General features: G+C 47.6%; 24 protein-coding genes and 1 pseudogene. 9 read left to right on the forward strand and 16 right to left on the reverse strand.

All coding sequences use genetic code 11. The features are described 5' to 3' along the window. Positions 1 to 49: 49 nt before the first annotated feature. Positions 50 to 1019: pseudogene (locus tag H1230_RS31775) on the forward strand (transposase); the annotation flags it as partial. Between the two features lie 177 nt (positions 1020 to 1196). Here H1230_RS31775 and H1230_RS26550 read toward each other — a convergent pair. The 8 genes from H1230_RS26550 to H1230_RS26585 all read right to left on the reverse strand — a co-directional run bounded on the left by H1230_RS26550 (position 1197) and on the right by H1230_RS26585 (position 10581). Next, positions 1197 to 3401: a Tex family protein gene (locus tag H1230_RS26550; protein ID WP_239717569.1), complete on the reverse strand. Its 2205-nt coding sequence runs from the start codon at positions 3399 to 3401 to the stop codon at positions 1197 to 1199. Between the two features lie 160 nt (positions 3402 to 3561). Further along, positions 3562 to 4758, reverse strand: coding sequence for an MFS transporter (locus tag H1230_RS26555; protein ID WP_239712813.1), 1197 nt, complete (start codon positions 4756 to 4758; stop codon positions 3562 to 3564). 289 nt (positions 4759 to 5047) lie between these two features. Then, on the reverse strand, positions 5048 to 5656 hold the full coding sequence (locus tag H1230_RS26560) for a TetR/AcrR family transcriptional regulator (protein ID WP_239712814.1): 609 nt from the start codon (positions 5654 to 5656) through the stop codon (positions 5048 to 5050). Positions 5657 to 5841: 185 nt separating this feature from the next. Beyond that, positions 5842 to 6192 (reverse strand): type II toxin-antitoxin system PemK/MazF family toxin, encoded by a 351-nt coding sequence (locus H1230_RS26565; RefSeq protein ID WP_042124727.1) that lies wholly within the window; start codon positions 6190 to 6192, stop codon positions 5842 to 5844. Positions 6193 to 6195: 3 nt separating this feature from the next. Then, positions 6196 to 6477 carry a CopG family ribbon-helix-helix protein gene (locus tag H1230_RS26570; RefSeq protein ID WP_025698676.1) on the reverse strand — a complete coding sequence of 94 codons (282 nt, stop codon included), beginning with the start codon at positions 6475 to 6477 and terminating at the stop codon, positions 6196 to 6198. 177 nt (positions 6478 to 6654) lie between these two features. Further along, positions 6655 to 7872 carry an alanine racemase gene (gene alr / locus H1230_RS26575; RefSeq protein WP_239712815.1) on the reverse strand — a complete coding sequence of 406 codons (1218 nt, stop codon included), beginning with the start codon at positions 7870 to 7872 and terminating at the stop codon, positions 6655 to 6657. Between the two features lie 222 nt (positions 7873 to 8094). Beyond that, a complete protein-coding gene (locus H1230_RS26580) occupies positions 8095 to 9180 on the reverse strand; it encodes a LolA family protein (RefSeq protein WP_239712816.1) in 1086 nt (361 codons plus the stop codon). 210 nt (positions 9181 to 9390) lie between these two features. Continuing rightward, complete coding sequence (locus tag H1230_RS26585; protein WP_239712817.1) at positions 9391 to 10581, reverse strand: MFS transporter; 1191 nt, start codon at positions 10579 to 10581, stop codon at positions 9391 to 9393. Between the two features lie 216 nt (positions 10582 to 10797). Here H1230_RS26585 and H1230_RS26590 point away from each other — a divergent pair, with 216 nt between their 5' ends. After that, positions 10798 to 11376, forward strand: a complete 579-nt coding sequence (locus H1230_RS26590; protein WP_239712818.1) for a TetR/AcrR family transcriptional regulator — start codon at positions 10798 to 10800, stop codon at positions 11374 to 11376. Positions 11377 to 11451: 75 nt separating this feature from the next. Here H1230_RS26590 and H1230_RS26595 read toward each other — a convergent pair whose 3' ends face one another. The 4 genes from H1230_RS26595 to H1230_RS26605 form a co-directional block, all read right to left on the reverse strand. Further along, positions 11452 to 12210 carry a DUF3600 domain-containing protein gene (locus H1230_RS26595; RefSeq protein WP_239712819.1) on the reverse strand — a complete coding sequence of 253 codons (759 nt, stop codon included), beginning with the start codon at positions 12208 to 12210 and terminating at the stop codon, positions 11452 to 11454. Further along, entirely contained in the window at positions 12200 to 12784 is a 585-nt protein-coding gene (locus H1230_RS26600; protein ID WP_239712820.1) for a sigma-70 family RNA polymerase sigma factor, read from the reverse strand. Before H1230_RS26600 ends, H1230_RS26595 begins: the two co-directional genes overlap by 11 nt. A gap of 499 nt (positions 12785 to 13283) precedes the next feature. Beyond that, positions 13284 to 13415, reverse strand: coding sequence for a hypothetical protein (locus H1230_RS31450; RefSeq protein ID WP_275590987.1), 132 nt, complete (start codon positions 13413 to 13415; stop codon positions 13284 to 13286). 27 nt (positions 13416 to 13442) lie between these two features. Continuing rightward, on the reverse strand, positions 13443 to 13757 hold the full coding sequence (locus tag H1230_RS26605; protein WP_239712821.1) for an ArsR/SmtB family transcription factor: 315 nt from the start codon (positions 13755 to 13757) through the stop codon (positions 13443 to 13445). Between the two features lie 121 nt (positions 13758 to 13878). Here H1230_RS26605 and H1230_RS26610 point away from each other — a divergent pair, with 121 nt between their 5' ends. After that, the gene (locus tag H1230_RS26610) at positions 13879 to 15279 is read left to right on the forward strand and encodes an MFS transporter (protein WP_239712822.1); all 1401 of its coding nucleotides are present in this window, start codon (positions 13879 to 13881) and stop codon (positions 15277 to 15279) included. Between the two features lie 133 nt (positions 15280 to 15412). Here the strand turns inward: H1230_RS26610 and H1230_RS26615 are convergent, their stop codons facing one another. Next, positions 15413 to 16870: a family 43 glycosylhydrolase gene (locus tag H1230_RS26615; RefSeq protein WP_239717571.1), complete on the reverse strand. Its 1458-nt coding sequence runs from the start codon at positions 16868 to 16870 to the stop codon at positions 15413 to 15415. Between the two features lie 253 nt (positions 16871 to 17123). On the opposite strand from H1230_RS26615, the gene H1230_RS26620 reads away from it, so the two are divergent. The 6 genes from H1230_RS26620 to H1230_RS26645 all read left to right on the forward strand — a co-directional run bounded on the left by H1230_RS26620 (position 17124) and on the right by H1230_RS26645 (position 22217). Further along, entirely contained in the window at positions 17124 to 17762 is a 639-nt protein-coding gene (locus tag H1230_RS26620; RefSeq protein WP_239712823.1) for a TetR/AcrR family transcriptional regulator, read from the forward strand. After that, positions 17759 to 18163 (forward strand): FMN-binding protein, encoded by a 405-nt coding sequence (locus H1230_RS26625; RefSeq protein WP_239712824.1) that lies wholly within the window; start codon positions 17759 to 17761, stop codon positions 18161 to 18163. Before H1230_RS26620 ends, H1230_RS26625 begins: the two co-directional genes overlap by 4 nt. 104 nt (positions 18164 to 18267) lie before the next feature. After that, positions 18268 to 19344, forward strand: a complete 1077-nt coding sequence (locus tag H1230_RS26630; RefSeq protein ID WP_239712825.1) for a stalk domain-containing protein — start codon at positions 18268 to 18270, stop codon at positions 19342 to 19344. A gap of 138 nt (positions 19345 to 19482) precedes the next feature. Then, on the forward strand, positions 19483 to 20538 hold the full coding sequence (gene hflK / locus H1230_RS26635) for an FtsH protease activity modulator HflK (RefSeq protein ID WP_239712826.1): 1056 nt from the start codon (positions 19483 to 19485) through the stop codon (positions 20536 to 20538). After that, positions 20535 to 21398, forward strand: a complete 864-nt coding sequence (gene hflC, locus H1230_RS26640) for a protease modulator HflC (RefSeq protein ID WP_239712827.1) — start codon at positions 20535 to 20537, stop codon at positions 21396 to 21398. The genes hflK and hflC overlap by 4 nt, the downstream gene beginning before the upstream one ends. 69 nt (positions 21399 to 21467) lie before the next feature. After that, positions 21468 to 22217, forward strand: a complete 750-nt coding sequence (locus tag H1230_RS26645) for a TatD family hydrolase (RefSeq protein ID WP_239712828.1) — start codon at positions 21468 to 21470, stop codon at positions 22215 to 22217. Between the two features lie 42 nt (positions 22218 to 22259). Here H1230_RS26645 and H1230_RS26650 read toward each other — a convergent pair whose 3' ends face one another. Genes H1230_RS26650 through H1230_RS26660 form a run of 3 tightly spaced genes read right to left on the reverse strand, consistent with a single transcriptional unit; the run spans position 22260 to position 25406 of the window. After that, the gene (locus tag H1230_RS26650; RefSeq protein ID WP_239712829.1) at positions 22260 to 22898 is read right to left on the reverse strand and encodes a hypothetical protein; all 639 of its coding nucleotides are present in this window, start codon (positions 22896 to 22898) and stop codon (positions 22260 to 22262) included. Between the two features lie 30 nt (positions 22899 to 22928). Continuing rightward, positions 22929 to 24200 carry an MFS transporter gene (locus H1230_RS26655; protein WP_239712830.1) on the reverse strand — a complete coding sequence of 424 codons (1272 nt, stop codon included), beginning with the start codon at positions 24198 to 24200 and terminating at the stop codon, positions 22929 to 22931. 51 nt (positions 24201 to 24251) lie between these two features. After that, positions 24252 to 25406, reverse strand: a complete 1155-nt coding sequence (locus tag H1230_RS26660; protein WP_239712831.1) for a winged helix-turn-helix domain-containing protein — start codon at positions 25404 to 25406, stop codon at positions 24252 to 24254. Between the last annotated feature and the right edge of the window lie 117 nt (positions 25407 to 25523).

A 25523-nucleotide genomic window follows, 5' to 3' on the forward strand; every position in this document is an offset into this window, starting at 1 on the left:
TGAAACCTGCTGATAGATTCCACAGCCATATTAAAAGCGCTTAGAAGCCCATGCCCTGTTCGCTGACATTGAAACGGCAGAAGAACAGGAAGAACAAGAGAATTCAGGCAAAGACCTGGCTGAACTCGGCACAGATTCCGAAGTGAGCAGCGTGAAACTTGAACAGGTGGTGCAAAAGCTCGAAGCTCAGCTGGCCCAAAAACCGAAAGACAAGCCCTTAAAAAAAGCTGTTCAGACGCTGCGCAAGGATTGGCTTCCCCGACTGCTGAAGTACGAACAATACCAAAAGCTCCTTGGTGACCGGAACAGTTTCAGTAAGACAGATCCAGATGCAACGTTTATGCGGATGAAAGAAGACCACATGCGAAATGGCCAGCTGAAACCGGGATACAATGTGCAAATCGGGACCGAAAACCAATTTATTTTAGCCTACAGTTTACACCAAAGACCGACCGACACCCGCTGTTTAGAGCCGCATATGGAAAAAGCGCAGCAGATCCTCGGAAAACTGCCCAAGACAGTCATTGCGGATGCAGGCTACGGCAGCGAAGAAAACTACGCCTATCTGGAAAAGAAAGAGATTCAGGCGGTGGTGAAGTACGGCAGCTACCACAAGGAAAAGAGCAAAGCCTGGAAAGCGAATGAAAGCGAATGTTGGTAAAATCGAGAACTGGACGTGCCCCGCCGGGAAAGTGCTGCATTTCCGCAGAGAAAGCAAGGAAATCTCATAGAATGGATATGAAATTCACAAACGTCATTACCGAAGTCAGAGCTGCGAGGGCTGTCCGCTGAAGGAACGCTGCACGAAGGCAGCCGAAGATCGGGAAGTGGTTGTTAGTTTGGAACGACTACGTTATCAAAAGCAGGCTCGTGAGATCTTGCGAAGTGAGGAAGGTTACACTCTGGCCGTACGCCGAATGACGGAACCAGAAAGTGTATTTGGACAACTGAAAAATAACCGGGGCATCCGGCGCTTTCTGCTTCGCGGCATGGAAAAAGTGACGCTTGAGGTCGGGTAGCTTTCACTTGTCCACAATTTACTGAAGCGAGCAGCCATAGACCAAAAACATAGAGCAGCACACCTCCAATAACAGGAGGTGTGCTGCTCTATTGACTTTTATGCTTTTAAAATTGAAGGTGGCCTGTCTCTGCTTGTAGAAAATCTACTTTTGAGACAGCCCCTTCTCTATGTTTATTTAGTTTGTGTTTCCAGCCTCAACACGTGGCGGACGCATGGTCAGGCTGACCCGGCCCTTCTTGAGGTCAACGCCCATCACCCAGACGGTGACGTTGTCGCCTACGGAGACAACGTCCATCGGATGCTTCACGAAGCTGCCGCTGAGCTGGGAAATATGCACCAGTCCGTCGTTCTTGATGCCGATATCGACGAAGGCGCCGAAATCGATAACATTGCGGACGGTTCCCTGCATCTCCATGCCGGGAACTAGATCCTCGATCTTCAGCACATCGGTGCGGAAGATCGGCAGAGGCAGCTCCTCGCGCGGATCGCGACCCGGACGCTGCAGACTCTCCAGAATGTCGCGCAGTGTAGGCACGCCGACATCCAGCTTCACAGCCAGCTCTTCGGCATGCTGTGCCTCAAGCTCCAGTTGCGAAGCCACTTCCTTGCTGCCCAGACTGTTGACGTCCAGCTTCAGTTCACGGAACAGGCGATCCACCACGGAATAGGATTCGGGATGGATCGGCGTACGATCCAGCGTATTGTCACCGCCAGGAATCCGTAGAAATCCGATGCACTGCTCATAGGATTTGGCACCTAGGCGCGGTACCTTTTGCAGCTGCTTGCGGGTGGTGAACTTGCCGTTCTCCTCACGGAATTTGACGATGTTCTTGGCAATCGTCCCATTAATCCCGGCAACGTACGACAACAAGGATGGGGATGCCGTGTTCACATCTACTCCAACATGGTTAACTGCAGACTCAACAACAGCCTTCAGACTCTCCTCCAGATGCTTCTGGGAAACGTCATGCTGGTATTGCCCTACACCGATGGCCTTCGGATCAATCTTCACCAGCTCTGCCAGCGGATCTTGCACACGGCGGGCGATAGAAGCAGCACTGCGCTCCGACACATCCAGATCTGGGAATTCCTCTTGGGCCAGCTTGGAGGCGGAATAAACGCTCGCCCCAGCTTCATTAACGATCAGGTAAGCCAGCTCTGGATTCCCAATATCAGCAATAACCTCAGCTGTGAATTGTTCGGTCTCCCGTGAGCCTGTACCGTTACCGATAACGATCAGCTGAATGCCGTACTTCTTAATAAGCTCTTTGAACTTGGCTGCAGCTTCGACGGTTTTGTTATGCGGCGGCGTTGGGTAGGTCACGGCTACCTCCAGCAGCTTGCCGGTATCATCTACAACCGCCAGCTTGCAGCCAGTACGGTAGGCAGGGTCTACGCCCAGTACACAGCGTCCTTTAACCGGTGGCTGCAGCAGCAGGCTGCGCAAGTTGCCGGAGAAGATGGTAATAGCTTGTTTATCGCCCTTCTCTGTCATTTCTCCCCGCACTTCACGCTCTACAGACGGAGCAATTAGCCGTTTATAGGAATCCTCAATGACAGCATCCAGCAAATCCTTCACTGGCGACGGCCCTTTAATAATCTTCCGCCCAATAAAGGCGTGGAGCTTATCGGCAATGACTTCAAGTCCCACCTTCAGCACATTCTCCCGTTCACCCCGGTTAATGGCCAGAATACGGTGCGGCGGCATTTTATGTACAGGTTCCCTGTAACTATAGTAATTCTCATATACGGATTCCTGCTTGGCATCCTTAGCCTCGGATACAAGCACGCCTTGGCTGGAAGTATATTGGCGGACCCAAGAACGAATAGTCGGATCATCCGCTATATTCTCAGCAATGATATCCATGGCACCTTGCAGTGCTAGATCTGCTGACTCCACACCTTTATCTACATCTATATACTTTACCGCTTCTTCAGCCGGCAAGCCTTGTCTGCGCTGCTCCATAATCCAGTTGGCCAAGGGCTCCAGTCCCTTTTCTTTGGCGACACTGGCCCGCGTCTTGCGCTTCTGGCGGAACGGACGGTACAAATCCTCCACTTCCTGAAGCTTAACCGCGTTCATGATTTGTTCATGCAGCTCCTTGGTTAGCTTGCCCTGCTCTTCAATATTGCGGATAACATCCTTCTTGCGTTCACCCAGATTGCGCAGATACCCAAGGCGTTCCTCGATATCACGCAGCACATTCTCATCAAGCTCGCCGGTCATTTCCTTACGGTATCTGGCGATAAAGGGAATCGTATTCCCCTCATCGAGCAGTCCTACCGTTGTCCGTACCTGTCCCAGGCTGATCCCAAGCTCCTTGGCGATAGCCACAGTGATTAGTTCCTGCTCGCGCTTGACGTTCGCTTCCTCTGTCACGATACCCGCGTTATTATTCTCTACAGCCAATAGTATCCCTCTTTCCTTACACCTGTCTGTCTTTTCGTTAATTCATATCTAAAATAGTATCACAAATTAGCGCTGTACCAAAACTCTAACTCAGAGTTTATCCTTTCATTTCCCGTTCCTTTTCCATATATTATCCTTGCTGCCGAAGTCTCTTCCTGCCAGAACCAAGCGATAACACACAACATAAACCCAGAACCAGCGCAGCCGCCATATAGGGATAATTAATATTCAAATCGAATAGGTAGCCGGCGATTACCGGTCCAGCGATATTCCCGAGACTGGTGTAAGCCGAGTTCATACCCGCTACAAAACCCTGCTTCTCCCCAGCCAGTTTGGATAGCTGTGTGCTCACTGCCGGACGTAAAATATCTGTAGCAAAAAACACAATAAAAGTAACAACAATAATAGCCCAAAAGCTGTTCACAAACAGCGTCAGCAGAATAAACAGGCCTGCGATCAGCAGACAGCTGGAAATCACTTTATTCTCCCCGAAGCGGTTCAAGATCCAACCAAAGAAGGTGACTTGCACAACCGCTCCGGCAATGGAGCCAAAAGTGATCACAAAAGCAATATCCTTGGGTGTAAAACCAAATTTATGATCTACAAACAACCCGAATACCGTCTCATAATTGGCTAATCCAAAAGAAAGGACGAACACAATGACCAGTCCCAAAAAGTAAGGTTCCCGGTAAGAACGTACAAGCTGCATCACCAGACTCTCCTTATTTCCTGTAGAAGCCTGCATCTCTTTGCGCTGCTCCACGGTGAGCGACTCCGGCAATATAGCAATCGTCAGTAACGCAGCAACCGCCGCTGCTCCCGCGGCGAAGAAAAAGGGAATACGTATGCCGAACTCCGCAATATACCCGCCGAGGCCAGGGCCGATAATAAATCCGGTGGTAATCGCTGCATTGATATATCCCATTCCTTTTGCCCGTTCCTCCACTGAGGTTGTGTCCGCCGTATATGCCATCACTGCAGGCATGATCAGAGCAGCCCCAATGCCGCCCAACATTCTGGAAGCGAATAAGATCCATGTCTCATTGGCCAGACCAAACAGCAGCTCTGAGAAGGAAAAGATAATCAGACCAGCTACAATCACTTTTTTTCTGCCGATAGCGTCGGACAATCTGCCTGCGAATGGTGATATTACTAATTGAGCCAGCGAGAATGCTGCCACTAAAAGCCCTACGACCTGTCCGCTCATATGAAGCTCATTCATGTAGGTAGGCATAATAGGCACTACTAATCCAATTCCGGTAAATGCAAGAAAAATATTAAGCATGAGCAGCAGCATTGCGCCCCTGTTTCTAAGCAGTAATGACATTGTAATGACCTCCGTTGTTCTTATATAAGTTAAACTTATGATTACCCTAAATCGGCTTTAATCGTAACTGCGGTGAATATTTGGACTTCTCCTCCGTTACTTTTACCTTTTCTCAAGTTTTTTAGTTCAACTTATATAGTTATTCAATTTTTCATATTGATGTCCGCTAGACCGACCATCCGGTCTATTTAAGAGCAAAGGAACACCCTGCCAGGTATCTTGGAGAAACTTCTGCCTCTATTCCTGCATAAACCTAAAGCTTCTCCCGCGCTCCTCCGTATTTCTTCGTTTAGTGGGTACGCATCCCTTGCAATAGTAACCTAACGGCTTCTCGATAATATTTCATGATATCTTCCGGTGTCTTCGCATGAACGGAGATCTCAGCGACTCTTCCGATACCTTCAAGCATGCCATTCACAATAATTACATAGTTCTCTAAATCTCCTGTCAGGAGATAATTCGTATCTATTCCTTCTTGCAGAAGTTCTCGGGAGGCCCGCAAGGTAGAGGCGTATATTAGGGCAAGCCGCTCCATAATCTCTGGCGGATGTGTTCTGCTTCTGGAGAATTCCTCCAACGCCCGAATCAGCGGATTCTGAAAATCAAGTGCGTAGTGCTCAGCCAGTGCATAGAACCGCTCCTCTATGCCAGTAGTCTCGCTTCGCTTGTGATCCCACTCCTGCAGCCATTGCTTCGTATCCTCTTCAACCACATATAGGAACAGTTCTTCCTTGCTCGAAAAATGATGATAAAGACTCCCTTTACTGACATTCGCCGTAACACATACCTCATTCATAGTAACGGCTCCGTAGCCCTTCTGCACAAATAGCTGTGTTGCCTTCTGTACAATTCGTTTCTTTGTCTCTTCCCCGTCCGAACGTCCTTTGCTGCCAAGCATTCCATCACCTCCTAGACCGACCATACGGTCTAATACTAACCGAAAAGTTGCGAAAAGTGAAGACATATCATATACAGAAACGTATACAGTTTATTTCTCAGTTTACAATAAAAATCAAAAAGACGCACGGGTTCAACCCCAATGCGTCTTCACGGTTATTCACTATCTATAAGCCTTGCCCGACTTTAGAAATCAATCAAACCAAGGCTGATCTGTAGCGAATCATCCACCTTCTTCATGGTCTCATCGTCGAGGTGGGTGATCTTATCAGTTAAACGTTGTTTGTCAATGGTTCGAACCTGCTCCAGCAAAATAACAGAATCCCGGTCAAAGCCGTGAGCAGCCGCATCAATTTCTACATGCGTCGGTAGTTTCGCCTTCTGAATCTGTGCAGTGATCGCTGCCACAATTACCGTTGGACTGAAGCGATTACCAATATCGTTCTGAATCACCAGAACTGGCCTAACTCCGCCTTGTTCGGAACCTACTACAGGCGATAGGTCGGCAAAAAAAACGTCGCCGCGTTTAACGATCAATGTTTACACCCCGCTTACTAAGCGGCCAAGAGTACTGTCTGCATCTTCCTCAGCGAGGAACGCCTCGCATGCCATGGTCAAGTTGATCTTGGCCATTTCCATATAGCCACGCTGCATGGACTCACGAATGGAACGTTTCCTCCGTTCGCTTAAGTACAGCTTCATGGCCTGCCTGATCAATTCACTCCGGTTGGAATTCTCTAATTGAACGATTCCATCCACTTCCTGTAAGAGATGATCGGGCAAGCTGATCATGATTCTTTTGGTGTTCTGCAAATTGGCCACCTTCTCTTCCACCCCCACAAACCTTCTGCCCTTGTGTTCCAGTGTTACATTATACAAGGAATTTTATACAAGGAATATATGCCGCCAGTATATCAAGTATGCTGCATCCCATTATAAACTAGATATGGCGGTTCGTATAGACTATAGATCACACAGTCGTATACAATCTAATTCCTGCTATTTATTCCCTGCAAAAGAATCACTGTCAGAACTTTCCGGCTGCAGCAAGGCATTCACCAGGTTCGGAAGCAAGCCTTCGCGTATATATACGCGGGGCACTCGGTGGGCCAGCATACAAATAACCTCGTAGTGAATCGTTCCAAGATGGAGAGCCAGCTCGTCTGCCGTGATAGCCACGTCAGCTTGGCGGCCGATGAGTACAACCTCTTCGCCAGCTTTGATTTGTTCTGCTTCTTCAGCGAAAGATTTGAGCGATACCATACATTGGTCCATGCAGATGGTTCCGACGATAGGGACGCGGCGTCCGCGTATTAACACCTCCGCTTTGCCTGTTAGCATGCGGGAGTATCCATCTGCGTACCCCACAGGCAACGTTGCAATTCTCTCAACGCTGTCTGTGATGTACTTGGCTCCATAGCTGATGCCCCAATCGGGCGGCAGGTTCTTGACATAAACAGCCTGCGTCTTCAGCGTCATTACCGGATGTAAGACGACCGGCTGACGGTTAACCTCGGATGATGGATAGAATCCGTACAAGCTGATGCCTATACGCACCATATTGCAGGAAAGAAGAGGTGTATCTATGGCAGTAGCGCTATTGCCCGTATGTATGATCGGGATTTCAATTTCCTGTTCCCGAAGCGCTTCCACTACGCCCATAAACCGTCGGTGCTGCATCAATGTATAGCTTTTGTCTTGTTCGTCTGCCTTGGCAAAATGGGTGAACATGCCCTCCAGCTCCGCTTGCGCTACAGACTGCACTTCAGCGATGAATGCAGGTGCATCAGCTGGCAAAAGACCCAGCCGTCCCATCCCGCTATCAATCTTGATGTGCACCTTCAGCCGATGCTCCGAATGTCTTGGAAGCTGCCTTACTGCTTCCAGTACTTCCGGGGTGAATAGTGTTACGGTTACATGATTCTCCCAGGCTACGATTATCCCTTCTGGAGATGTATAGCCAAGCACCAGTATAGGAATCAGTATTCCCGCCTGACGCAGCTCTAATGCTTCATCCAGAAAGGCCACACTAACATAATCTGCTCCGAGTCGTTCCAGCTCCCGTGTCACTTCCACTGCTCCATGGCCGTACGCATTTCCTTTGACGCATCCCATAAACTTGGTCTCTGCCGGTAATACCGAGCGAAAGGCCTCGTAATTGGCACGCAAATCATCCAGATTAATCTCGGCTACTGTCGGTCGATAGCTTGCTTGCACTTCAAAGTCACCTTCTTACATTTTAGTAAAACGTCATACAGTATCGCATTGATCATTGTCTTACTATTAATGTTAATGCTAACTGAAGGTGGCTGTCAATGAAAGCTGAACTATCTTTTGCTTAAAATCTGAGGGACCTCGACGGCATCAACAAAAAAGGAAAACGGACGCCACGTTGTAGAGGGAAGAACCCCATTAAACGTAACATCCGTCTACTTTTTATTATTTACCCGATTGTTCCTCCATAGAAGCGGCAATTTGCATCATTTCGCTAACTGGCAGATTTGCACTGGTAATCCGGTACTCTACTCCCTCGTTCATCCAGGTCAAAGTCTGCTGTTCATCCCCACTCAATAGGCCTACGGTAAACCCGAGATCAATCACACTTCCGGGAGCCAGCGACACCGCACGGTCCAGTGGGCGGGATTCCATGATGGTATATTGGTAAATTCCGTCATACCGGATGAGAACTGCGTGATCCTTACTGCTCTCGATTTTGTTAGAGTCCTTGAACTCAACCCCGGATGGTACATAGCCAGGCTCAATGATGCCAAAATCACCAAGCTCTGCAGTAACCTGCGGCGCTGACTGTTCTTGTCCCTCCGGCACTACGACCGGATTGCCGTTCTCATCAACCTCGGCTACCGTGCTTTCCGAAGCCGTTCCCGCAGTCATATTCTTTTGCATATCAAAAGAATCCTTGGTAAACTCTGGATCAAATTTGAAGTTGTCGAACTTCACATCTACCACAACCTTGGCTTCAGAATCAGAGACCTGTACCTGCTTCGGTGCATAGCTCTTCTTATCCAGCCAAATCTTCTGGCGCACAAGCGCACTGCTCTGATAATTCGCCGCTACTTCAAATACATAATTATCTCCATCCGCCACGAACTGGCGGTTATTATCGGAGACAATGCCGCGAACGAGCGTCTGGTATAGATAGACCTGACCTTGATTGTCCGGCCAGTCGCTCTGGAAGCGGAAGCTCTTATTCAGGCTTGGCGTAAGCACGAATACGCCCTCATCATTGCGCAGCACAATCTGCGTGATATCCTTCTGCACATTCGCCAGACTGATCCGGTAATAGGAAGGATTCTTGTACCATACCTCCACCTTATACTCCTGCGGCTGCTCGCCGGTGTACAGAGTCATGGTGCCCGATCCTTGGTACGCCCCCTGCTTGCTCTCCAACTTGTCGGCCACGTTGTTCAAATCCTTGACCACGGAAGCGGCATCCTTTTTCCCGCACCCCGTCATGATCAGGGCCACGCTCATCATAATCGCGAGTACCCATGTTATCCGGCGCATGACATCATCCCCTTAACCTGTTTTGATTGCCTTGATTAGTACATGTCTATGAGGGACTTGGCCGCAATATGCAGACGGGCATGACAAGCGTGGGGTCAACAACAAAAAACCTTACTTAGAGTAGAATGCAAATAGCCAACTCAATCAACGAGCTGGCTACTAGGAGTCCTATATGATTTTAGCTATATACTATATTTCCTTTCTCAATCGTTACGCTTGTTTTTTCTCTGTTAAAAAGTATAGAAAAGCCAGGAAGGGAATCGCCATTCCTATTAGAACGGTTAACCCCCAGCCGCCATACGCATATGACCAGGCTCCCAGCGATGAGCCAATGGCTCCCCCCACAAAGAAAATCGCCATAAACAGTCCGTTCAACCGTCCTCTCGCTGCGCTGCCTAGCGAATAGATCGCCCGCTGACCAAGCACCAGATTCCCCGAAACGCCCATATCCAGCATAATTGCCGCCAGAACCAGCAGCGCGAGAGCCGTATTGGAATCACCTTGAAATAGATAGGCCAGCAAGAAGGCTGCAGTTGCAAGCACAAACGCAAACCCGGTAAGCGTTCTTGTCCAGCCGCGGTCAGCCCATCTGCCGGAGATGGGGGCCGCTACTGCCCCAGCCACACCTGCCAAGGCAAACAAGGCAATGCCTTGCTGGGTCAGGTGAAAAGTATCGGACAGCCGCAGAGAGACTGTAGTCCAGAACAGGCTGAAGGTGCCGAATAAACTGGCTTGATAGAACGCACGGCGGCGCAGTATAGGTGTGTTCTTCAGTAGAGTTCCCAGTGAACGTATCAGTCCGCCGTAATTCATGGTAGGCATAGGCTGGCGCTTAGGAAGAACCCGCGACAATAGAATCGTCAGCAGCGCAATAACTACTGCAGATATCGCAAAGATCGCATGCCAGCTCCAGAGTCCCGAGACGAAGCTGGCAACCGGCCGGGCAAACATAATCCCCAGCAATAGACCACTCATTACATTGCCCACTACACGGCCACGCTGCTCTTCTGAGGATAGGTAGGTAGCATACGGCACCAGTATCTGGGCAGCTACTGATCCTAGTCCGATAAATAAAGAGGCTGTTAGGAACAGGAGGGCATTCGATGCCAGGGTTGCTGCAACCAATGCGGCAATTACGATAACCAGCGACAATACCACCAAACGCCGATTCTCGATAATATCACTAAGCGGGACGATAAACAGCAGCCCCAACACATAACCAATTTGAGTCACCGTCACAATTAAACCTGCCGCCCCGGGCGAAAGGCCCGTAGCCGTACTAATCGGTCCTACCAAAGTTTGTGCATAATACAGATTAGCCACAATCAGACCACACGCCGTCGCTAACAGAAATATGATCCAACTCGGAATACGTTTGCCTTCAGATGTGGAATAATTCATTCTAACTCCCCCTTATTTTAAATACCTGTTGGACACTCACGTTAAAAATGGTTACATCGATCAATCCGGATCAATACAATACTGAACGTACAGTTCATTAATTCATATCCATATAATATACTGAACGTTTAGTATTGTAAATAGCTTTTTAAAAATTTATAATGTAAATATAGCTTGCATCTGATTTGACAGAAAGATACTCAAGGAGGGTATACCGTGAACATCAAAAGAGGGCGACCACGCAACGCTGAAGCGGAGAAGGCTATTCTTACCGCCTCATATGACTTACTACTGGAAACAGGCTTCGGGGCTGTAACGGTGGAGAAAATTGCAGAACGTGCGCAAGTAAGCAAAGCCACCATTTATAAATGGTGGCCGAACAAAGCAGCCGTTATTATGGATGGCTTCCTGTCTGCTGCTGCGGCAAGACTGCCTGTACCTGATACGGGCTCCGTATTCAGTGATATATTAATTCATGCTACGAATCTGGCCAGATTTCTGACCAGCCCGGAAGGTAAAGTTATAACAGAAATCATAGGTGAAGGACAATTTGATCCGGGGTTGGCTGAGGCCTATCGGAGTAGATATGTCAATCCCCGTCGACTAGAGGCACGACAGCTTCTAGAACGAGGGGTTCAGCGGAAAGAACTGCCGGAACAGCTTAATATTGAATTGAGTATTGATCTGATCTACGGACCCATTTTCTATAGACTATTACTAACCGGTGAACAGCTGGACGATACCTTTATACAAGATTTGACTACCGCTGCCTTTGAAGGGATCAAATTACACTAATCAGTAGTTGGATACATATTAAAAAAGCTGCTTCGGTAGAGTACCCGAAGCAGCTTACAACCTTCACCCAATCATTCATGAGCTCGGCTTAAACATAATACCTAGCTTTTTCATATAAGGACTAAGCTGTTCTATCAGTTGCTTCTGATTTATCAGGTCAGCCTCTGACAGCCTATCAGTATGAATACTGCCATCCGGGTCAAGCGTTTTGGCATCATAAACTTTCAGCTCGTTGATTATTGCCTCGACAGCAGCGAGCTCTGGTTGGCTGAGAATTTGTTCTGCCTTCTTCCGTTGCTCATTCCAGAGAGTGTCAAAGGTTAGTGTTGGCACCGCCCCCAACGTTGCTCTTGCTACATCTAATTGTGCAAAATACGGCTCAAGCTCAGCGGTCAGACTCTTGTAGGATTTCTGATCGTCAGCGCTTAACTGCTCAGGATGAAGTCCCCCCTCTGCATCGGCAATCTTCAGATTATAGCTACCCAATTTCTTCAACAGATCCATTAGTTGGGTAAACTCCTGCTCACTAAAGCTTTGTTTGGCCTTCTGCAGCTTGGCCTCAAGTTCATCATATTTCTGCTGTGTAGCTCCGATTTGCGTGACATTGTCCTGCGAACCGTAGATGGAATCAGCTAAGTAATGGTATCCAGCATACGCCCCTGTAGGAATTAACAGTGAAACCGCCACAATGCTAGCCACGAGCCATTTTTTCATTCGTCTTCCCCCTTGCGTCGATAGTACCTGCTTCAGTATTTTCCCTTGCAGTTCGGGTGGAGCTATCCAATTCCTGGTTTCTTCCCGTAAGACTGTGCGCAGCTCTTCTTCAAGATTCATGCAGATCCTCCACCTTTCCCCTTACAAGAATGTTGGTCTTTTGCTTCTGCCTCAGCTTCTGTAGAGCCCCATGAATGCGAGATTTCACGGTTCCGAGCGGAATGCTGAGAATCACCGAAATTTCCTCTTGGGAGTATTCATTCAAATAGTGCAGGATGACGGCTTGCTTCAGCTTGTAGGGTAGACGATCTACACTAGCAAGTAAGGGCTGATAGGATATTTTATCCACTATCTTGCTAGAGAAATCGTATTCTATCCCTTGCTCCACCTGCTCCGCTTTTTTGAGGATACGGAAGTGACTCCAGCTCTTTCTTCGATAAGCATGAATTTGCCGCATAGCCAGACCCATTAGCCAGGGACGAAAAGGACGGTTTACGTCAAATTGCCCCAGAGACCGGTAGAGCTGAATATAAATCTCCTGAACGACATCATCTGTATCACTAGGTTCGCGAACGAGGAAATGAACGGTTGGATAAACATCCCGAATGGTTCTCTCATATAGCTCACTGTACGCTTCACGGCTGCCGGCAAGCACAAGCGCGATGAGCTGCGAATATTCATCTGGATGATTCATCCGTCATTCCTCCTTCGGTCATACACTATATATTGGCAAGTATAGAATATATCGTTCGATTTATTTGTGGCTCGTGGAGTGGACCACATAGAAAAACCAAGGTAGCTTGTTTGATCGAAAAGAGAGCACCCGTCGGGAACCGGACAGAGAAGCCTCTATTTACTCGAAATCAACCGATTTGGATGTTTGGCGGACTCCAGTGACGCTATTGCATAGATTTCCTCTAAAAAGAACCTGTTTTCGCTCCAATAACGCCTTCTGAGTCCGCTTCCTGTTCCCCACACCCCCTGGAAAGTGAAATAACGGCTCTACAGTCCGCCAAGTCGAACTGCAAAACTATTCGAGCTTTGTATGTTTAGCACATTGTTCATTCGAATTCTTCCACTGCATATTTGGGTTTTGCATGAATTTGTACCTCTAATTGTTCCATTTCAAAATTTTCGCCACCCGAACCAGCTTAATTAACGGCAGAAATTAATGTTAAATTTATACGCATAGTCTAAACGCGATGAGAGGTCTGGAGGTCTGGAGGTCTGGAGGTCTGAGTTACTCCGTTTGCTGGGATTGTGGAGAAACGGAACTGTTCGTCATAAAGAAGCTCACGGCTGCGCCGTCCTTTGATGGACAGCATAGCCGTGAACTTCTTGGGTGTACTCTCTTACGTAGTGGTATTCTTTCCCACACTCAATATGGCGGCTAGCAGTCCCGGGAAACAAGTGTTCAAATCCTCGGACCTCAGCGCAATAATATGCTGCGTGCCCTGAACTCGAACCTGTATAACTCCTGCTTCCCGCAGCGTGCGGATATGATGAGTCAAGGTTGATTTAGCGATCGGCACATCAAAATTGTTGCAGGGCTGCTCACCACCGGCGGCGATGTCACTGATAATCTGCAACCGCACGGGGTCACTTAAGGCATGCAGTACGGAGCTTAGCTGCATATCCTCTATTTGTGGATGATGCAATATTTTCAAAGCGCTTACATCTCCTTCTTGAATAACTACTGATTGAATATTAACATATCCCATGCTATATTACTAATGTTCTATGATATTAGTACAACAATAATAAAATGATCTAGGATTAGGAGGGTTTATGAGTCAGTCTAACGCTTCACCTGCAGTAGCCGAGAAGGAATATGTATTCCGTGAAGGTCTTATTGTTTCTATGCTCGGGTTCATTATTATCCTTATCGTTATGAATACGATGATGTTTAATCTGGCTCTGCCGCAAATCACAAAAGAATTTGCTCTATCCAATATAGCCTCTTCCTGGATTGTCACCGGATACTCGATCATATTCGCGATTATGTCGATCACTTTCTCCAGGCTGTCCGACTTCATTCCCATCCGCACCTTGTTTACCATAGGTCTTAGCTTGTTCGGAGCGGCTTCCGTGATCGGGCTATTCAGCGACAGCTTTATCGTGCTGCTCTCCGCAAGACTGCTGCAAGCTGCGGGGGCGGCTTCTGTGCCAGGCCTCGCGATCGTGCTTATCACCAGATATATTCCAGCAGAACGCCGGGGGAACTCGATGGCTGTAGTAATCTCCGCCAGCTCCCTTGGACTCGGTCTAGGGCCAGTAGTTGGGGGTACTGTAACTCAGTATCTGGGCTGGCATGACCTATTCATTATCACTGGGATTTCTTTGCTGCTTATCCCTGTCTTTTACCGTTTAATTCCTAAGGAGCAACCACAGAAGGGTACCTTCGATCTGCTAGGTGCCGTATTCATCGGTATCGGGACAACTGGTGTTCTGCTGTTCCTGACCAGCCGCTCTTGGATTCTGCTTATTATCGGAGTCGTATCCCTGATTCTGTTCTGGGTGCGGATTCACCGTGCACAGAACCCATTTGTGCAGCCGTCCCTTTTTCGCAACAAAACGTATATGTCACTGATAACACTAGGCATCGTGTCCTATATCAACAACTTTGCCACACTCTATTTGCTCCCGCAGGTACTGGCACACCTATATGGTCTGACACCGGCACAATCGGGTTTGGTTATTTTCCCTGGTGCCATTGTGTCCATGCTGCTCTCCAACCGGGTTGGACGAATCATTAACCGCTACGGCAACGGACTGTTCATCAGGTTCTCCCCTTGGCTGCTGCTCTCGGCTGCAGCGCTGTTTGCTCTTTCAGCCGGAACGTCATTTTATGCCATCATGAGTGTCTATATCTTGCTAAGCGTCGGTTTCTCCACACTGACAACTAGTGTATCTAATCAAATTTCGGATATCCTGCATGTTGATGAAATCGGCGCAGGCATGGGCTTTTTCCAGCTAGTCCAGTTCTTCGGGGGTGCCTTCAGTGTTACCATGACCAGTATTGCGCTGAACGCTCAGAGCTCTCTTCCCCTTGCGACGGCCTATTCCCATATTTTCTGGGGGATGACAGTCATGGCGGTTATCGCCATTATCTGCTCGATGATTTATGCTTCATTCCACAAAAGAAACGTCTATTCAGCAGCTGTCACTGCTCCACTCGAAGACTGTTAACAATAGCAAGTCAGCAGTAAGTGCTGGTGTGTTCCTACTAGATAAGTACCCGACATACCAAAAGAGGCAGTACAAGAGGATTCGCTCTTGTACTGCCTCTTTTGAATTCACAGCTTAATTATTTCGCTAGAATCTAGTTCCCCAGCAGCTTCACTTCATAAAGAGTCGGCGTATACCAATTGTTCGGATTATTCCATAGCACCGCATTCACAAGGTTAATCCTGACGTATCTGGCACTGAAATTAACTGTATCTGTTGTAAAACCATAGGTTGTATTACTCGTACGGTCTATAGTCGTCCAAGTGGTTCCGTTCGTGCTGTACTGAATCGTGTACTGATGGTAGGCTTCAGAGCCATTGTAGAGAAACCACGAAATATCCACTTCCTTCACCGTCTTCGTTGCCCCTAGATCCACCTGCCACCAAGACGGCCAAGTGACTGCGCTGGCCTTCCATTCCGTTTGATAATTCCCATCATTCGCTCTGCTGGCCTCATAACCAGACGCAGATGAGCTTGCCGTGGCACTTTTCCCCGCTGAGAGATTGGTTAGTGCAGGCAGCGTAACTACCCCGGTAGCTGCATCTATCCCCCAACTGCTCTGCCATTCCAAGGAGGCTGTTCCCGCTGAGCCGCTCAGGGTAAGAGGCAACCAGATATATCTGGAGTCACCCAGGAGACTCGAATTCCAACGATTCCCCATGTAAATATAGGTAGTCGCGGAAGTTCCTTGTACCGGCAAAATGTAATTCGACTGTGAAAAGAAGGCTGACGAGTTCCCCAGATTCTGCAAAGCTGACCAAGGGCCGCTCATCGAGCTGGCTGTCATATACTTAGCCTGATTTGGATACCAGCCAGACGCACCGGAGGTTATGAGAAAATATTTACCACCTTGTTTGGCAACCTCAGGTGCTTCACGATGTCCGCTTGGGGCCACCCAGCCCAAAAATGTGGAAACACCCAGATAATCGTCTGTCAGCTTAAAAGATGCAAGCGAATCGTTAGCTCCGCCGCCAGAATTAGAAGCGCTGATCAGATAGGCACTGCCGTCATCATCTTTAAATATCGTCATATCCCTTGATTCATAGCCGAGTGGGCGGAAGCTGCCCTGATAGGTATAGCTGCCCGAAACCGTATCACTGGTAGCGACGGCCACACGGCCAAGAGAGTAGTCAGACGCATTCTCATAATGCATCCACATGACGTATTTGCTGGTCGACTCATTATAGATGACCTTGGGACGTTCTACCTTGCTATTGGCTAACTCCGTGTTGGAGCTAGGCTTGAGCGGATAGCTGACCCACTTCCAATTCTTAAGATCGGTCGAAGAATAGCAGACCACATTCCGAAAGGATGCAGCATTGTGCAGCTTATCTTCACCAAACCAATAATAGGTACTGCCAACCTTTATTACAGAACCGCCATGAGCTTGAATGGTTCCACCGGTGGTATCATTCCAGACCGGTCCATTCGTAATCGTTACCGAAGCAGCCTGGGCTTGCCCTGAATATAACGGAAAACTGAAGAAAAGAAGAAGCAAGCTAAGTACCGCCAATACCTGTTTCCTAGTGTCTTTCCATCCCTGACTAGTCATCTTTCCAAAAATTCCCACACAATCACTCCTTATATAGGTTTGGAAGCGTGTTCATTAATCGTTTCGATCATAAATCACAGACTAGATTCCGCCTAGTGAAGCTTTTGCTTAATGGTGAACAAATTCAACATCCTAACCGTTCCCAGAAGTAGAGCGTGGGAAATCACCTATTTACATGAGACCACCAAAGTGATATTTTTACATTATGCAAAAAGTAAACTGTAAGTTTACTTTATAGTACAGGAGGGCGAGAATGGACAGATCAGCTCGTAAGGATGTTATTGCAGCAATGCATAAGGAGAATATTCTGTTGGCGGCGGAAGGATTGTTTGCGGAAAAAGGGGTCGAAGCGACAACGATGGATGAAATCGCTAGCATAGCTGAATATAGCAAACGTACGGTTTACGTCTATTTTGGCAGCAAGGAAGAAATCTATTATTTAATTATCTTAAAGGGCATTACCCTGCTGAAGGACTATATTACTGAGGAATTGGACGCACAAGTGGGGTTCCTCTCCAGATATCGGGCACTGTGCCAGAAGCTCGTCGATTATTACATAGCCACTCCTTTTCATTTCGCTGCGATTGTGAATTTTCAGACCAGGCCGTTACAAGCGCTGAGTGGGTCTCAGGTGGAACAAGATATTTTTCGGGTGGGGGAAGAAATTAATGTTATCTTGGAAGACCTTCTGGAGAATGGCAAAAGAGAGGGTGTATTACAGCCGGAGCTTCTAGTGAAGCCGACGATCTTTATCTATTGGTCCAGCCTTTCGTCGCTCATCCTTCTTGCAAATCGTAAAAGCAGCTATATCGAAGAGACGATGAATATTTCGAGTAGTGAACTGTTGGAATACGGTTTTCAATTATTGAGCGGGATGGTGATAAAAAAATGAAGAAACGGCTGATCAAGCTCGGTGTGCTGCTAGTCATTATTGCTCTTTCCGGTCTCCTTATCTATCTGTACAGAGTCCATAGTTATCAGAATAAAGTCAGTCATATAACGGTTCAAAATATCGAGTTCAGCAGCATCCCCGACGGAAGCTATATTGGGGAATACAATGTGGACTTCATCTATGCCAAAGTCTCGGTTACAGTGAAGAGTGGGAAAATCATACATATTGATCTGCTGAAGCATAAGACTGAAAGAGGCAAACCCGCCGAAGTCATAACAGACCGAATTGTAGAACAGCAAACGCTGCAGGTAGATGCCATAGCGGGGGCGACCAATTCCAGTAAAGTGATCAAAAAGGCTGTGGAGAATGCACTTAATGCCGCTAAAGCCCCTAATCCGTAACATGTAACACGCTTGTTACTGCCATATTAAAAGAAAGTGACCTATAGTAGGATGATTTACTCTATACTTTACTGAACTGGACTCATATCCTTGGAGGTAATTTCATGAATAAATTCATCGCTATCGGAGCCCTTGCGCTTTCTTTAGCTGGATGCGGAGCACCCGCATCAATAGATAAGACCCAATCCACCACACCAACAATAAATCTAGAGGTCGATGGACAGTCGGTCCTCACCTCTCTTCATCCTTTTTACTCCAGTAATATTCTGTATGTCCCTGCAAGGGTTCTGCTGGAATATTACCGCTGTGAGCTGAAATGGAATAATTCACTTAAGACCTTAACTTTAACGGATGGAAACAACACAAATATCCTACTGACGGGCAATGAAGATATGGAAACACCGGCGATTCTGCGCAACGGACATCTCTACATTCCAGCTGATTCGCTGAACAGTCTCTCGGGAGCTGAGGTACAGCTGAACACTGCAAATACTGTACTTATGGTTACATCAGGCAGCGTTAGTACTACTGTGAGAGTTCCCCGCGAGCCACTTGCTCTGGCAGAAGGGAACAATAAGGTCAAGCTATATGCAGCCCTCAAAGAAGGAGAAACCTACAAGGGATATATCCTTGAGGTGAATGGTGAGCGTCATACGTTCCCTTGGCAAGGCCCGCGATTGCCAACGAATCCTCCGCAGCTTTATTACGCTGACATAGATAAGGACGGTCAGTCGGAAGCGATTGTTGTGCTGACGAACGGAACGGGTACAGGGATTGTCGCACAGGAGCTCCACGTGATTAAACCTCAGCAGTGGCAGGAGATTACAGTACCTTCTGCAGAACAGGCGGTAGCGGCCAACGTAACCACAAGTGTTACAAAGAACAAGGATGATCTGCTGCTCAAGCTTGAGCTTAAAGGCTCCACGCCCTCCAGTGTTTCCTTGCGGCTTCCCGGTCTTGCTGAAGATGTCGATGGGGGACAACAAGCGGAGATTGGCGCCGTTACTTATTACAATGTAGAATCTGGGACTCTCAAGGCTGAAACTAGTGTGGACATCAGCTTCTGGAGCATTGGGAATCTGACGCTTGTCTACAAACCGGGAGGCAAGGGTATGGAACTGGAAACCCTTGAATTTGCACCTAATGAAGAATACGCAGCTTACGTACAACCAGGAAAGTGAAATGGAGCTTGGGTGCAAGGATCTCAGTGTCTCTTTTGATAATAAATGAGAAGCGTTCTCAAAAAAAGTAACCTCTTCCCTCTTTATACGTACTACCTCCTATATTGATAATTTCTAACAACAGGAGGAGAGATATTATTGGGTTTCAATCCAGATGACAATTCGATCCACAGTATGAGGGGTCGCCAGATGCCCGACTTACCGCCAGGAATATTAAAGAAGATTGTTATCGGTGTTGCCGCAGCTGCCATTCTCATTATTGGCTATTCATCGTTCTACACTGTGCAAGAGCAAGAGCGTGCTGCCATCCTAACCTTCGGCAAGTATTCCAAAGAAACATCAGCAGGCTTGCATTTCAAATGGCCCTATCCGATTCAGCAGGTTATAACGGTTCCAGCGGAGCTGACGCAAAGAATTCATATCGGTTATCGTCAAGAAGAAGGATCAAGTAAGACTGTTGAAGTTGAAGAAGAAGCGATGATGATTACCGGAGATGAGAATATCGTCTCTGCCGACGCTGTCGTGCAATGGAAAATAAGCAATATCCACGATTTTCTGTTCAATATCGATGACCCTGAACAATTTTTGCGCAATGCCTCGATTTCGTCCATTCGTTCCGTAATTGGTTCAGAGAAATTGGATTATGCGATTACAGATGGCAAGACGGTCATACAGGACAAGGTTAGAGTTCAGCTGTTGGAGCTGCAGTCCAAATACCAAACCGGCATTCAGATCATTGATATTAAGTTCCAAGATATAGAACCGCCTAGTGGACAAGTTACGGAAGCATTCCGTGAAGTTACGAATGCACGGGAAGAGAAAAACACGAAAATTAACAATGCGGTGAAATATGAGAACGATCTCATTCCTAAAGCACGCGGTGAAGCTCAAGCTCTGATCGAGAACGCCGAGGGTGAGAAGAAAGCGCGGGTATTGAATGCACAGGGTGACGTGGCCCAATTTAATGCGATATATGCAGAGTATAAGAAGAGTTCCAGCGTTACCGAAAGCCGACTGATCATGGAAACGTTGGAAAAAATACTGCCAAACGCCAAAATTATTATTACAAATTCAAATAGTGATACCGTTAATTATTTACCCTTAAATGAGTTGTTGAGCAGCGGTTCCAATAAATCTACTACCCCAACCACTCCTTCGGCGACAACAGCTCCACAAGGAGGAGATGGACAATGAGAAAAAAGTGGTTTATTCTAACCCCTATCGTAGTCATACTTATTTTGGTATCCGCTTCTCTGTTTGTTGTGAAGGAAGGCGAGTATAAGGTCGTTCTCCGATTCGGTGAAGCGATAAGAGCTGTATCCGAACCTGGCTTAAAGTTAAAGATTCCTTTCATTGAGAATACATCAACGCTCCCTAAGTATCAGATGACCTATGAAAGCAGTCCTACGACAATCTTAACAAAGGATCAAAAGCCAATTGTCGTAGATAATTATACCGTTTGGCGTATTACAAACGCTTCACAATTCTTAAAAACGGTGCAGTCGGTTAGCGGCGGTGTGCAACGGCTAGATGAAGCCGTTTACAACTCGGTTCGCCGGAAGCTATCGGAAGTCAATTACGATAATATCATTAGCGAAAAAACAGAACGCGGCAACATTAATGATGAGATCACCAAGGACGTGGTTGAAGCTCTAAAGAGAGATGAATATGGGATCGAGGTTATTGATGTTCGCATCAAGCGTACGGATCTGCCAGAGGAAAATAAGCAGAGCGTATATAACCGTATGATATCTGACCGTCAATCTATTGCTGCCCGTTATTTATCCGAGGGTGACGAAGAATCACGTAAAAGAACATCCAAAGCGGATCGTACATCCACTGAGCTTCTAGCCCAGGCCAGAGCCGATGCCAAGCAGATCATCTCGGAGGGTGAAGGAGAAGCCGCAAAGATCTATAACCTTGCTTATGGTAAAGATCCCGAGTTCTATAGCTTTTATCGGACCCTGCAAAGTTATGTGACGACGTTACAGAATGAGCCTGTCATTATGCTTCCTATTGATTCACCCTATACCAAAATATTATTAGGTCAATAATAAATCGCGCGCTCTCCAATGTCTGGAGCGCGCGCGATTTGTGCTTGTGACGCAAAGGAGAATGCACTCATGATTGATGCTCATATTCATTTGGAACAATATGACTCTTCCGTGGCAGAACAAATGCTGAGCGAACTACCCGAACATGATATTGAAGCATTGATTGCTGTCTCCATGAATCTGGACTCATGCCTGCGCACCGAACAACTCAGAGCTGTTTATCCCAGAGTGATCAGAGCGGCTTACGGCTTCCATCCCGAGCAGCCACTACCGAGTACGGAAGAACTAAAGGCACTGCTGGAGTGGATCGGCAGCCGTTCCACAGCAGACTTTGTGGCTGTAGGCGAGATCGGTCTTCCCTACTATTCACGAGCCGAAGCCCTCACACGTGGCGAAGCCTTTGAGATGGAACCCTATATTGAGCTTCTGGACACCTTGCTCGGACTTGCCGCCCGGCTGGACAAGCCCGTGGTGCTGCATGCCGTGTATGAGGACGCGTTAATCGCCTGCGATCTGCTGGAGAAACATGGCATTAAGCATGCCCATTTTCATTGGTTCAAAGGGCCAGAAGCCGCAATAATGCGAATGATTGCTCGCGGCTATTTCATTTCCTTCACCCCTGATATCCTGTATGAAGCGGATATTCAGGAGCTTGCGCGCCGCTATCCACCGGAGCTAGTCATGGCTGAAACGGATGGCCCATGGCCATTCGAGGGTGTTTTTGCCGGACGCCCCACTCATCCGTCCATGATCCATGCTGTTGCCGAAGCTTGGGGAGCGCAACATGGATATTCCCCCGCCAAGCGGAAGACATACTGACTGCGAATACGGTACGCTTTTATAATCTGTAGGGAATGAAATTTAGAAAAGCTCATCGTATTCTCCAGATTCCACCACTCGTTCATGTCTGATGAAAGACATCTCTTCGATGCCCAAGATGGTTTTAAATTCGTCTGCTAATTCCATCCCTTCACTGATATCATGATTGATATAATCGGTATTCAATATCTCTTTAAGTCTGGAAATTTGTTCATCGGAAACAGCTAATAAGCTGAACAGGTCCGGATGACAGTTATTAAAGATTGCCTCAAAGCTTTCCTTGAACACGGAGCCAGCCCCCAGTTCCTCTCTTATTTCTTCGAGCAAACCTCCAAAGTACAGTTCATTAAACCTCATATCCGGGTACTTCTTCTTGGCAAAACTATATGCTATTTCCTCCTCATATTCATAGGAAATATGTAAATCCCCGACTTCTTCCCCTTGCACAAGCAAACGGTAGCCCCATTGATGATCCTCGAAATTATAGAAGTAAAGAAGCGGTATTTCTTGTGACAGCTGGATTATAGATTCAGGTATTATTTCGCCTATATAATTATCTTCTGATAAATAAACAACAAACTTGTCGTTCAGCTGCATCAAAACCGAACCCTTGACTGCATGCTTTCTAACGACCTCTTTATCCTTTGCCAGCAAAATAGTACCCGATGTGAATTCACTCATCTTTTTAATTCCCCCTATGAATCTATTCATCTAAAAAGGAACCTCACTACTCACTTCATTCTCTTTCTCCACTGGCCAGAGCACTCGTCCGAAGAGCAGTCCAACTCCACCGATCACTGCAATTACGATCCCAAAGATCACAAAGATGCGGTTCGGCCCGGCATTTTGGACCAACAGACCTCCAAGCAGTGGAGCACCAATCATTACCCCACTAAGAATGGTACTCTGAATCCCAAATATTCGGCCCGTCATATGCGGAGGGGTTTCTTTCTGAAGGCAATAATTGAAGGTAATGATGAACATTCCGTTCCCAATGCCCAGTAAGAACCCCAACAGCAGCACTGGAGTTATGGAGACACCCGGCTGAAGTAGTCCCAAACCTCCGAAGGCAGCACCCAGCAGGGCATAACCGGTTCCAAGCTTCCAGCCATAACCTGCTCCGTGGTTTATTTTGTTCATCGCCATAATCGAGAGTAGTGCACCTGCACCTGATGCCGCCACAAGCCAGCCCAGTAGAGACTCCTTATCCGGTGCAATCAATCTGAAGAGGCTGGTGAATTGAAAATCGATCATCTGAATGGCAAGGGCGCCGACTACTCCGAACAGCATTGTGTTCAACAGCAGCCTGCTGCGCCAAATAAAGCTCCAGCCTTCCCTCCACATCGTGCGGAGTGGAATAGACTCCTCCTTCACAGCAGATGCAGGGTTCACCTCTACGGCCTGGATGTTCTTAACGGTGAGCAAGAGCAAGTAAGAACAGGTCCGGAAACCCGCATTGAGCAAAATACACCACTGCGGGGATAGAATCGACAACGCTAAACCGCCCAGCAGAGGGCCAGCGACTTTGGAGCCTTGATTGACGATCCCATTCAGCGAGGTTGCTTGCAGCAACTGATCCTCCCTGACGATGCTGCGGGTCAAGGACTGCTGCGCAGGCACATTCAGGGTGGAAATAGCTGCACGCAACGCCAGCAGGGGAAGCAGCCACAGCATATTCGGAGCGAATAACACCAATACGGTCAGGATTGCGGTGAGCAGATCACAGATACGCATCAGCTTCAGCTTGTTCAGCCGGTCGGCAGCCACACCGGCAACGGAGCCCAGCAGAATACCGGGTAAAGCCAGCGAGACCGGAATTAGGGCGAGCATCAATGGGCTGGCTTGCCAGCGGTATCCTACAAGTACCTGAATAGCTAATGCATCGAACCAGTCACCAAAGGTCGCAGTGGCAAAGGCACTGTAGACACGCATGTATATTTTGTTACTCAACAGGCTTGTTCCTGCTTGAACTGAAGTCTTCATCCAACATTCCTCCTATTACGCTTACTGTAATGGAGAATTGTCAGAGAAAGATCAGAGGGCTTTCAGAACATTTTGGAGTGTTGTTTCCAGAGGCTGATGCAGCCGGTTCAGACCAAGCTCCTCCATCTCTTCTTCTAATATTCCTAAGTACTTACGACGCAAGGATTCCTTACCTGGAACGTTATTACAATAGCAAACGATACGGTGCAAGGCACAGAGCCGCATGGGTACAAACCCGGACCTATCCAGCACCTGAAGACCTTCGTCCATTAGACTCTCCGCCTCCTTCCACGCCTTACGCCGCAAATACCACAGTCCCTTCACCACATTATAACTGCCGATTTCACGCAAAAAAGGCTTGGCCAGCAAGAGCTCAGCAATTCCTTCGGCCATCTGTTCCAGTTCTTCGTCAGGTGTTCCAGCTACGATATGAACAAACATCTCGGAGATGGATGTTGCGGGGATGAAATCCTCAAAATCCGGTTCGGCGATTACCTTATGCGTTAACTTCAAACGTTCCAGCGCCTTGTGTGGTTCCCCTGCCAGCACATACAAATCTAAAATATTGAGAATTTCCAGCTCTTTATGCTGTGGCATCGGCAATATATTCTTCTCAAGTACCTGCTCACAGAAGGCCAGCTTCAGCTTAGGTTCACCCGTAAAAATATAAAATAACAGCAGAAAATATAATCGTTCAGGCATGTCGGCTTCTCTTGTGTTCAGCAGCCACTCCAAATCTCCTTGCACAAAATGAATGCACACGGAATAGAACGGATCCATTGTATAGCCCAGTATATCCTGCTGGCGTGAAAGGGTCAGCATCGAACGCCCTTGACCGTAAAGGTGATATTTCCCAAACAATTCCCGCATCGTATCATGCAGTTCTGCATCCTTGGTTGTCGGATTAACTATCTTCATCGCTGCAGAATCCTGCATACTTAGACTGTAGCCATAACCGCGAACGGTCTTGATGTGTAGTCCTTGCAGACTCGCAAGTTTTTTGCGCAGTCGGTAAATATGATCATCCACCGTTCGCTCTACCGGATATTCCAGCGGCCACACCTTATCGAGCAGTTGTTCCCGGTTGAACGTTCGCCCCTGGTTCCGGTTCAGAAACTGGAGCAGCATAAACTCCTTGGGAAGCAATTCAATCGATATACCATCAGCTGTTACTCTATATTCACTCTCATTTAATTCCAGAAACATGCAGAAACCTTCTCCCCGTATCCACTTCATGGCTCAATTATATCAGGCGTTCCTCCCTGTACTCCAGTGGGAAAGGCCGAGTCAAAACAAAAAGAGCAATTCACAGATTTCTCCGCA

The organism is Paenibacillus sp. 19GGS1-52 (assembly GCF_022369515.1).
GTDB lineage: Bacteria > Bacillota > Bacilli > Paenibacillales > Paenibacillaceae > Paenibacillus_AQ.

Excerpts from the sequence above, each read along its gene's own strand:
- H1230_RS26660 (WP_239712831.1), bottom strand. The coding sequence starts at position 25,406 with ATGTTTCTGGAATTAAATGAGAGTGAATATAGAGTAACAGCTGATGGT.
- H1230_RS26655 (WP_239712830.1), bottom strand. The coding sequence starts at position 24,200 with ATGAAGACTTCAGTTCAAGCAGGAACAAGCCTGTTGAGTAACAAAATA.
- hflC (WP_239712827.1), top strand. The coding sequence starts at position 20,535 with ATGAGAAAAAAGTGGTTTATTCTAACCCCTATCGTAGTCATACTTATT.
- H1230_RS26610 (WP_239712822.1), top strand. The coding sequence starts at position 13,879 with ATGAGTCAGTCTAACGCTTCACCTGCAGTAGCCGAGAAGGAATATGTA.
- H1230_RS31450 (WP_275590987.1), bottom strand. The coding sequence starts at position 13,415 with ATGCTGTCCATCAAAGGACGGCGCAGCCGTGAGCTTCTTTATGACGAA.
- H1230_RS26625 (WP_239712824.1), top strand. The coding sequence starts at position 17,759 with ATGAAGAAACGGCTGATCAAGCTCGGTGTGCTGCTAGTCATTATTGCT.
- H1230_RS26600 (WP_239712820.1), bottom strand. The coding sequence starts at position 12,784 with ATGAATCATCCAGATGAATATTCGCAGCTCATCGCGCTTGTGCTTGCC.
- H1230_RS26585 (WP_239712817.1), bottom strand. The coding sequence starts at position 10,581 with ATGAATTATTCCACATCTGAAGGCAAACGTATTCCGAGTTGGATCATA.
- H1230_RS26650 (WP_239712829.1), bottom strand. The coding sequence starts at position 22,898 with ATGAGTGAATTCACATCGGGTACTATTTTGCTGGCAAAGGATAAAGAG.
- H1230_RS26580 (WP_239712816.1), bottom strand. The coding sequence starts at position 9,180 with ATGCGCCGGATAACATGGGTACTCGCGATTATGATGAGCGTGGCCCTG.
- H1230_RS26560 (WP_239712814.1), bottom strand. The coding sequence starts at position 5,656 with ATGCTTGGCAGCAAAGGACGTTCGGACGGGGAAGAGACAAAGAAACGA.
- H1230_RS26645 (WP_239712828.1), top strand. The coding sequence starts at position 21,468 with ATGATTGATGCTCATATTCATTTGGAACAATATGACTCTTCCGTGGCA.
- H1230_RS26620 (WP_239712823.1), top strand. The coding sequence starts at position 17,124 with ATGGACAGATCAGCTCGTAAGGATGTTATTGCAGCAATGCATAAGGAG.
- H1230_RS26595 (WP_239712819.1), bottom strand. The coding sequence starts at position 12,210 with ATGAATCTTGAAGAAGAGCTGCGCACAGTCTTACGGGAAGAAACCAGG.
- H1230_RS26615 (WP_239717571.1), bottom strand. The coding sequence starts at position 16,870 with ATGACTAGTCAGGGATGGAAAGACACTAGGAAACAGGTATTGGCGGTA.
- H1230_RS26630 (WP_239712825.1), top strand. The coding sequence starts at position 18,268 with ATGAATAAATTCATCGCTATCGGAGCCCTTGCGCTTTCTTTAGCTGGA.
- H1230_RS26555 (WP_239712813.1), bottom strand. The coding sequence starts at position 4,758 with ATGTCATTACTGCTTAGAAACAGGGGCGCAATGCTGCTGCTCATGCTT.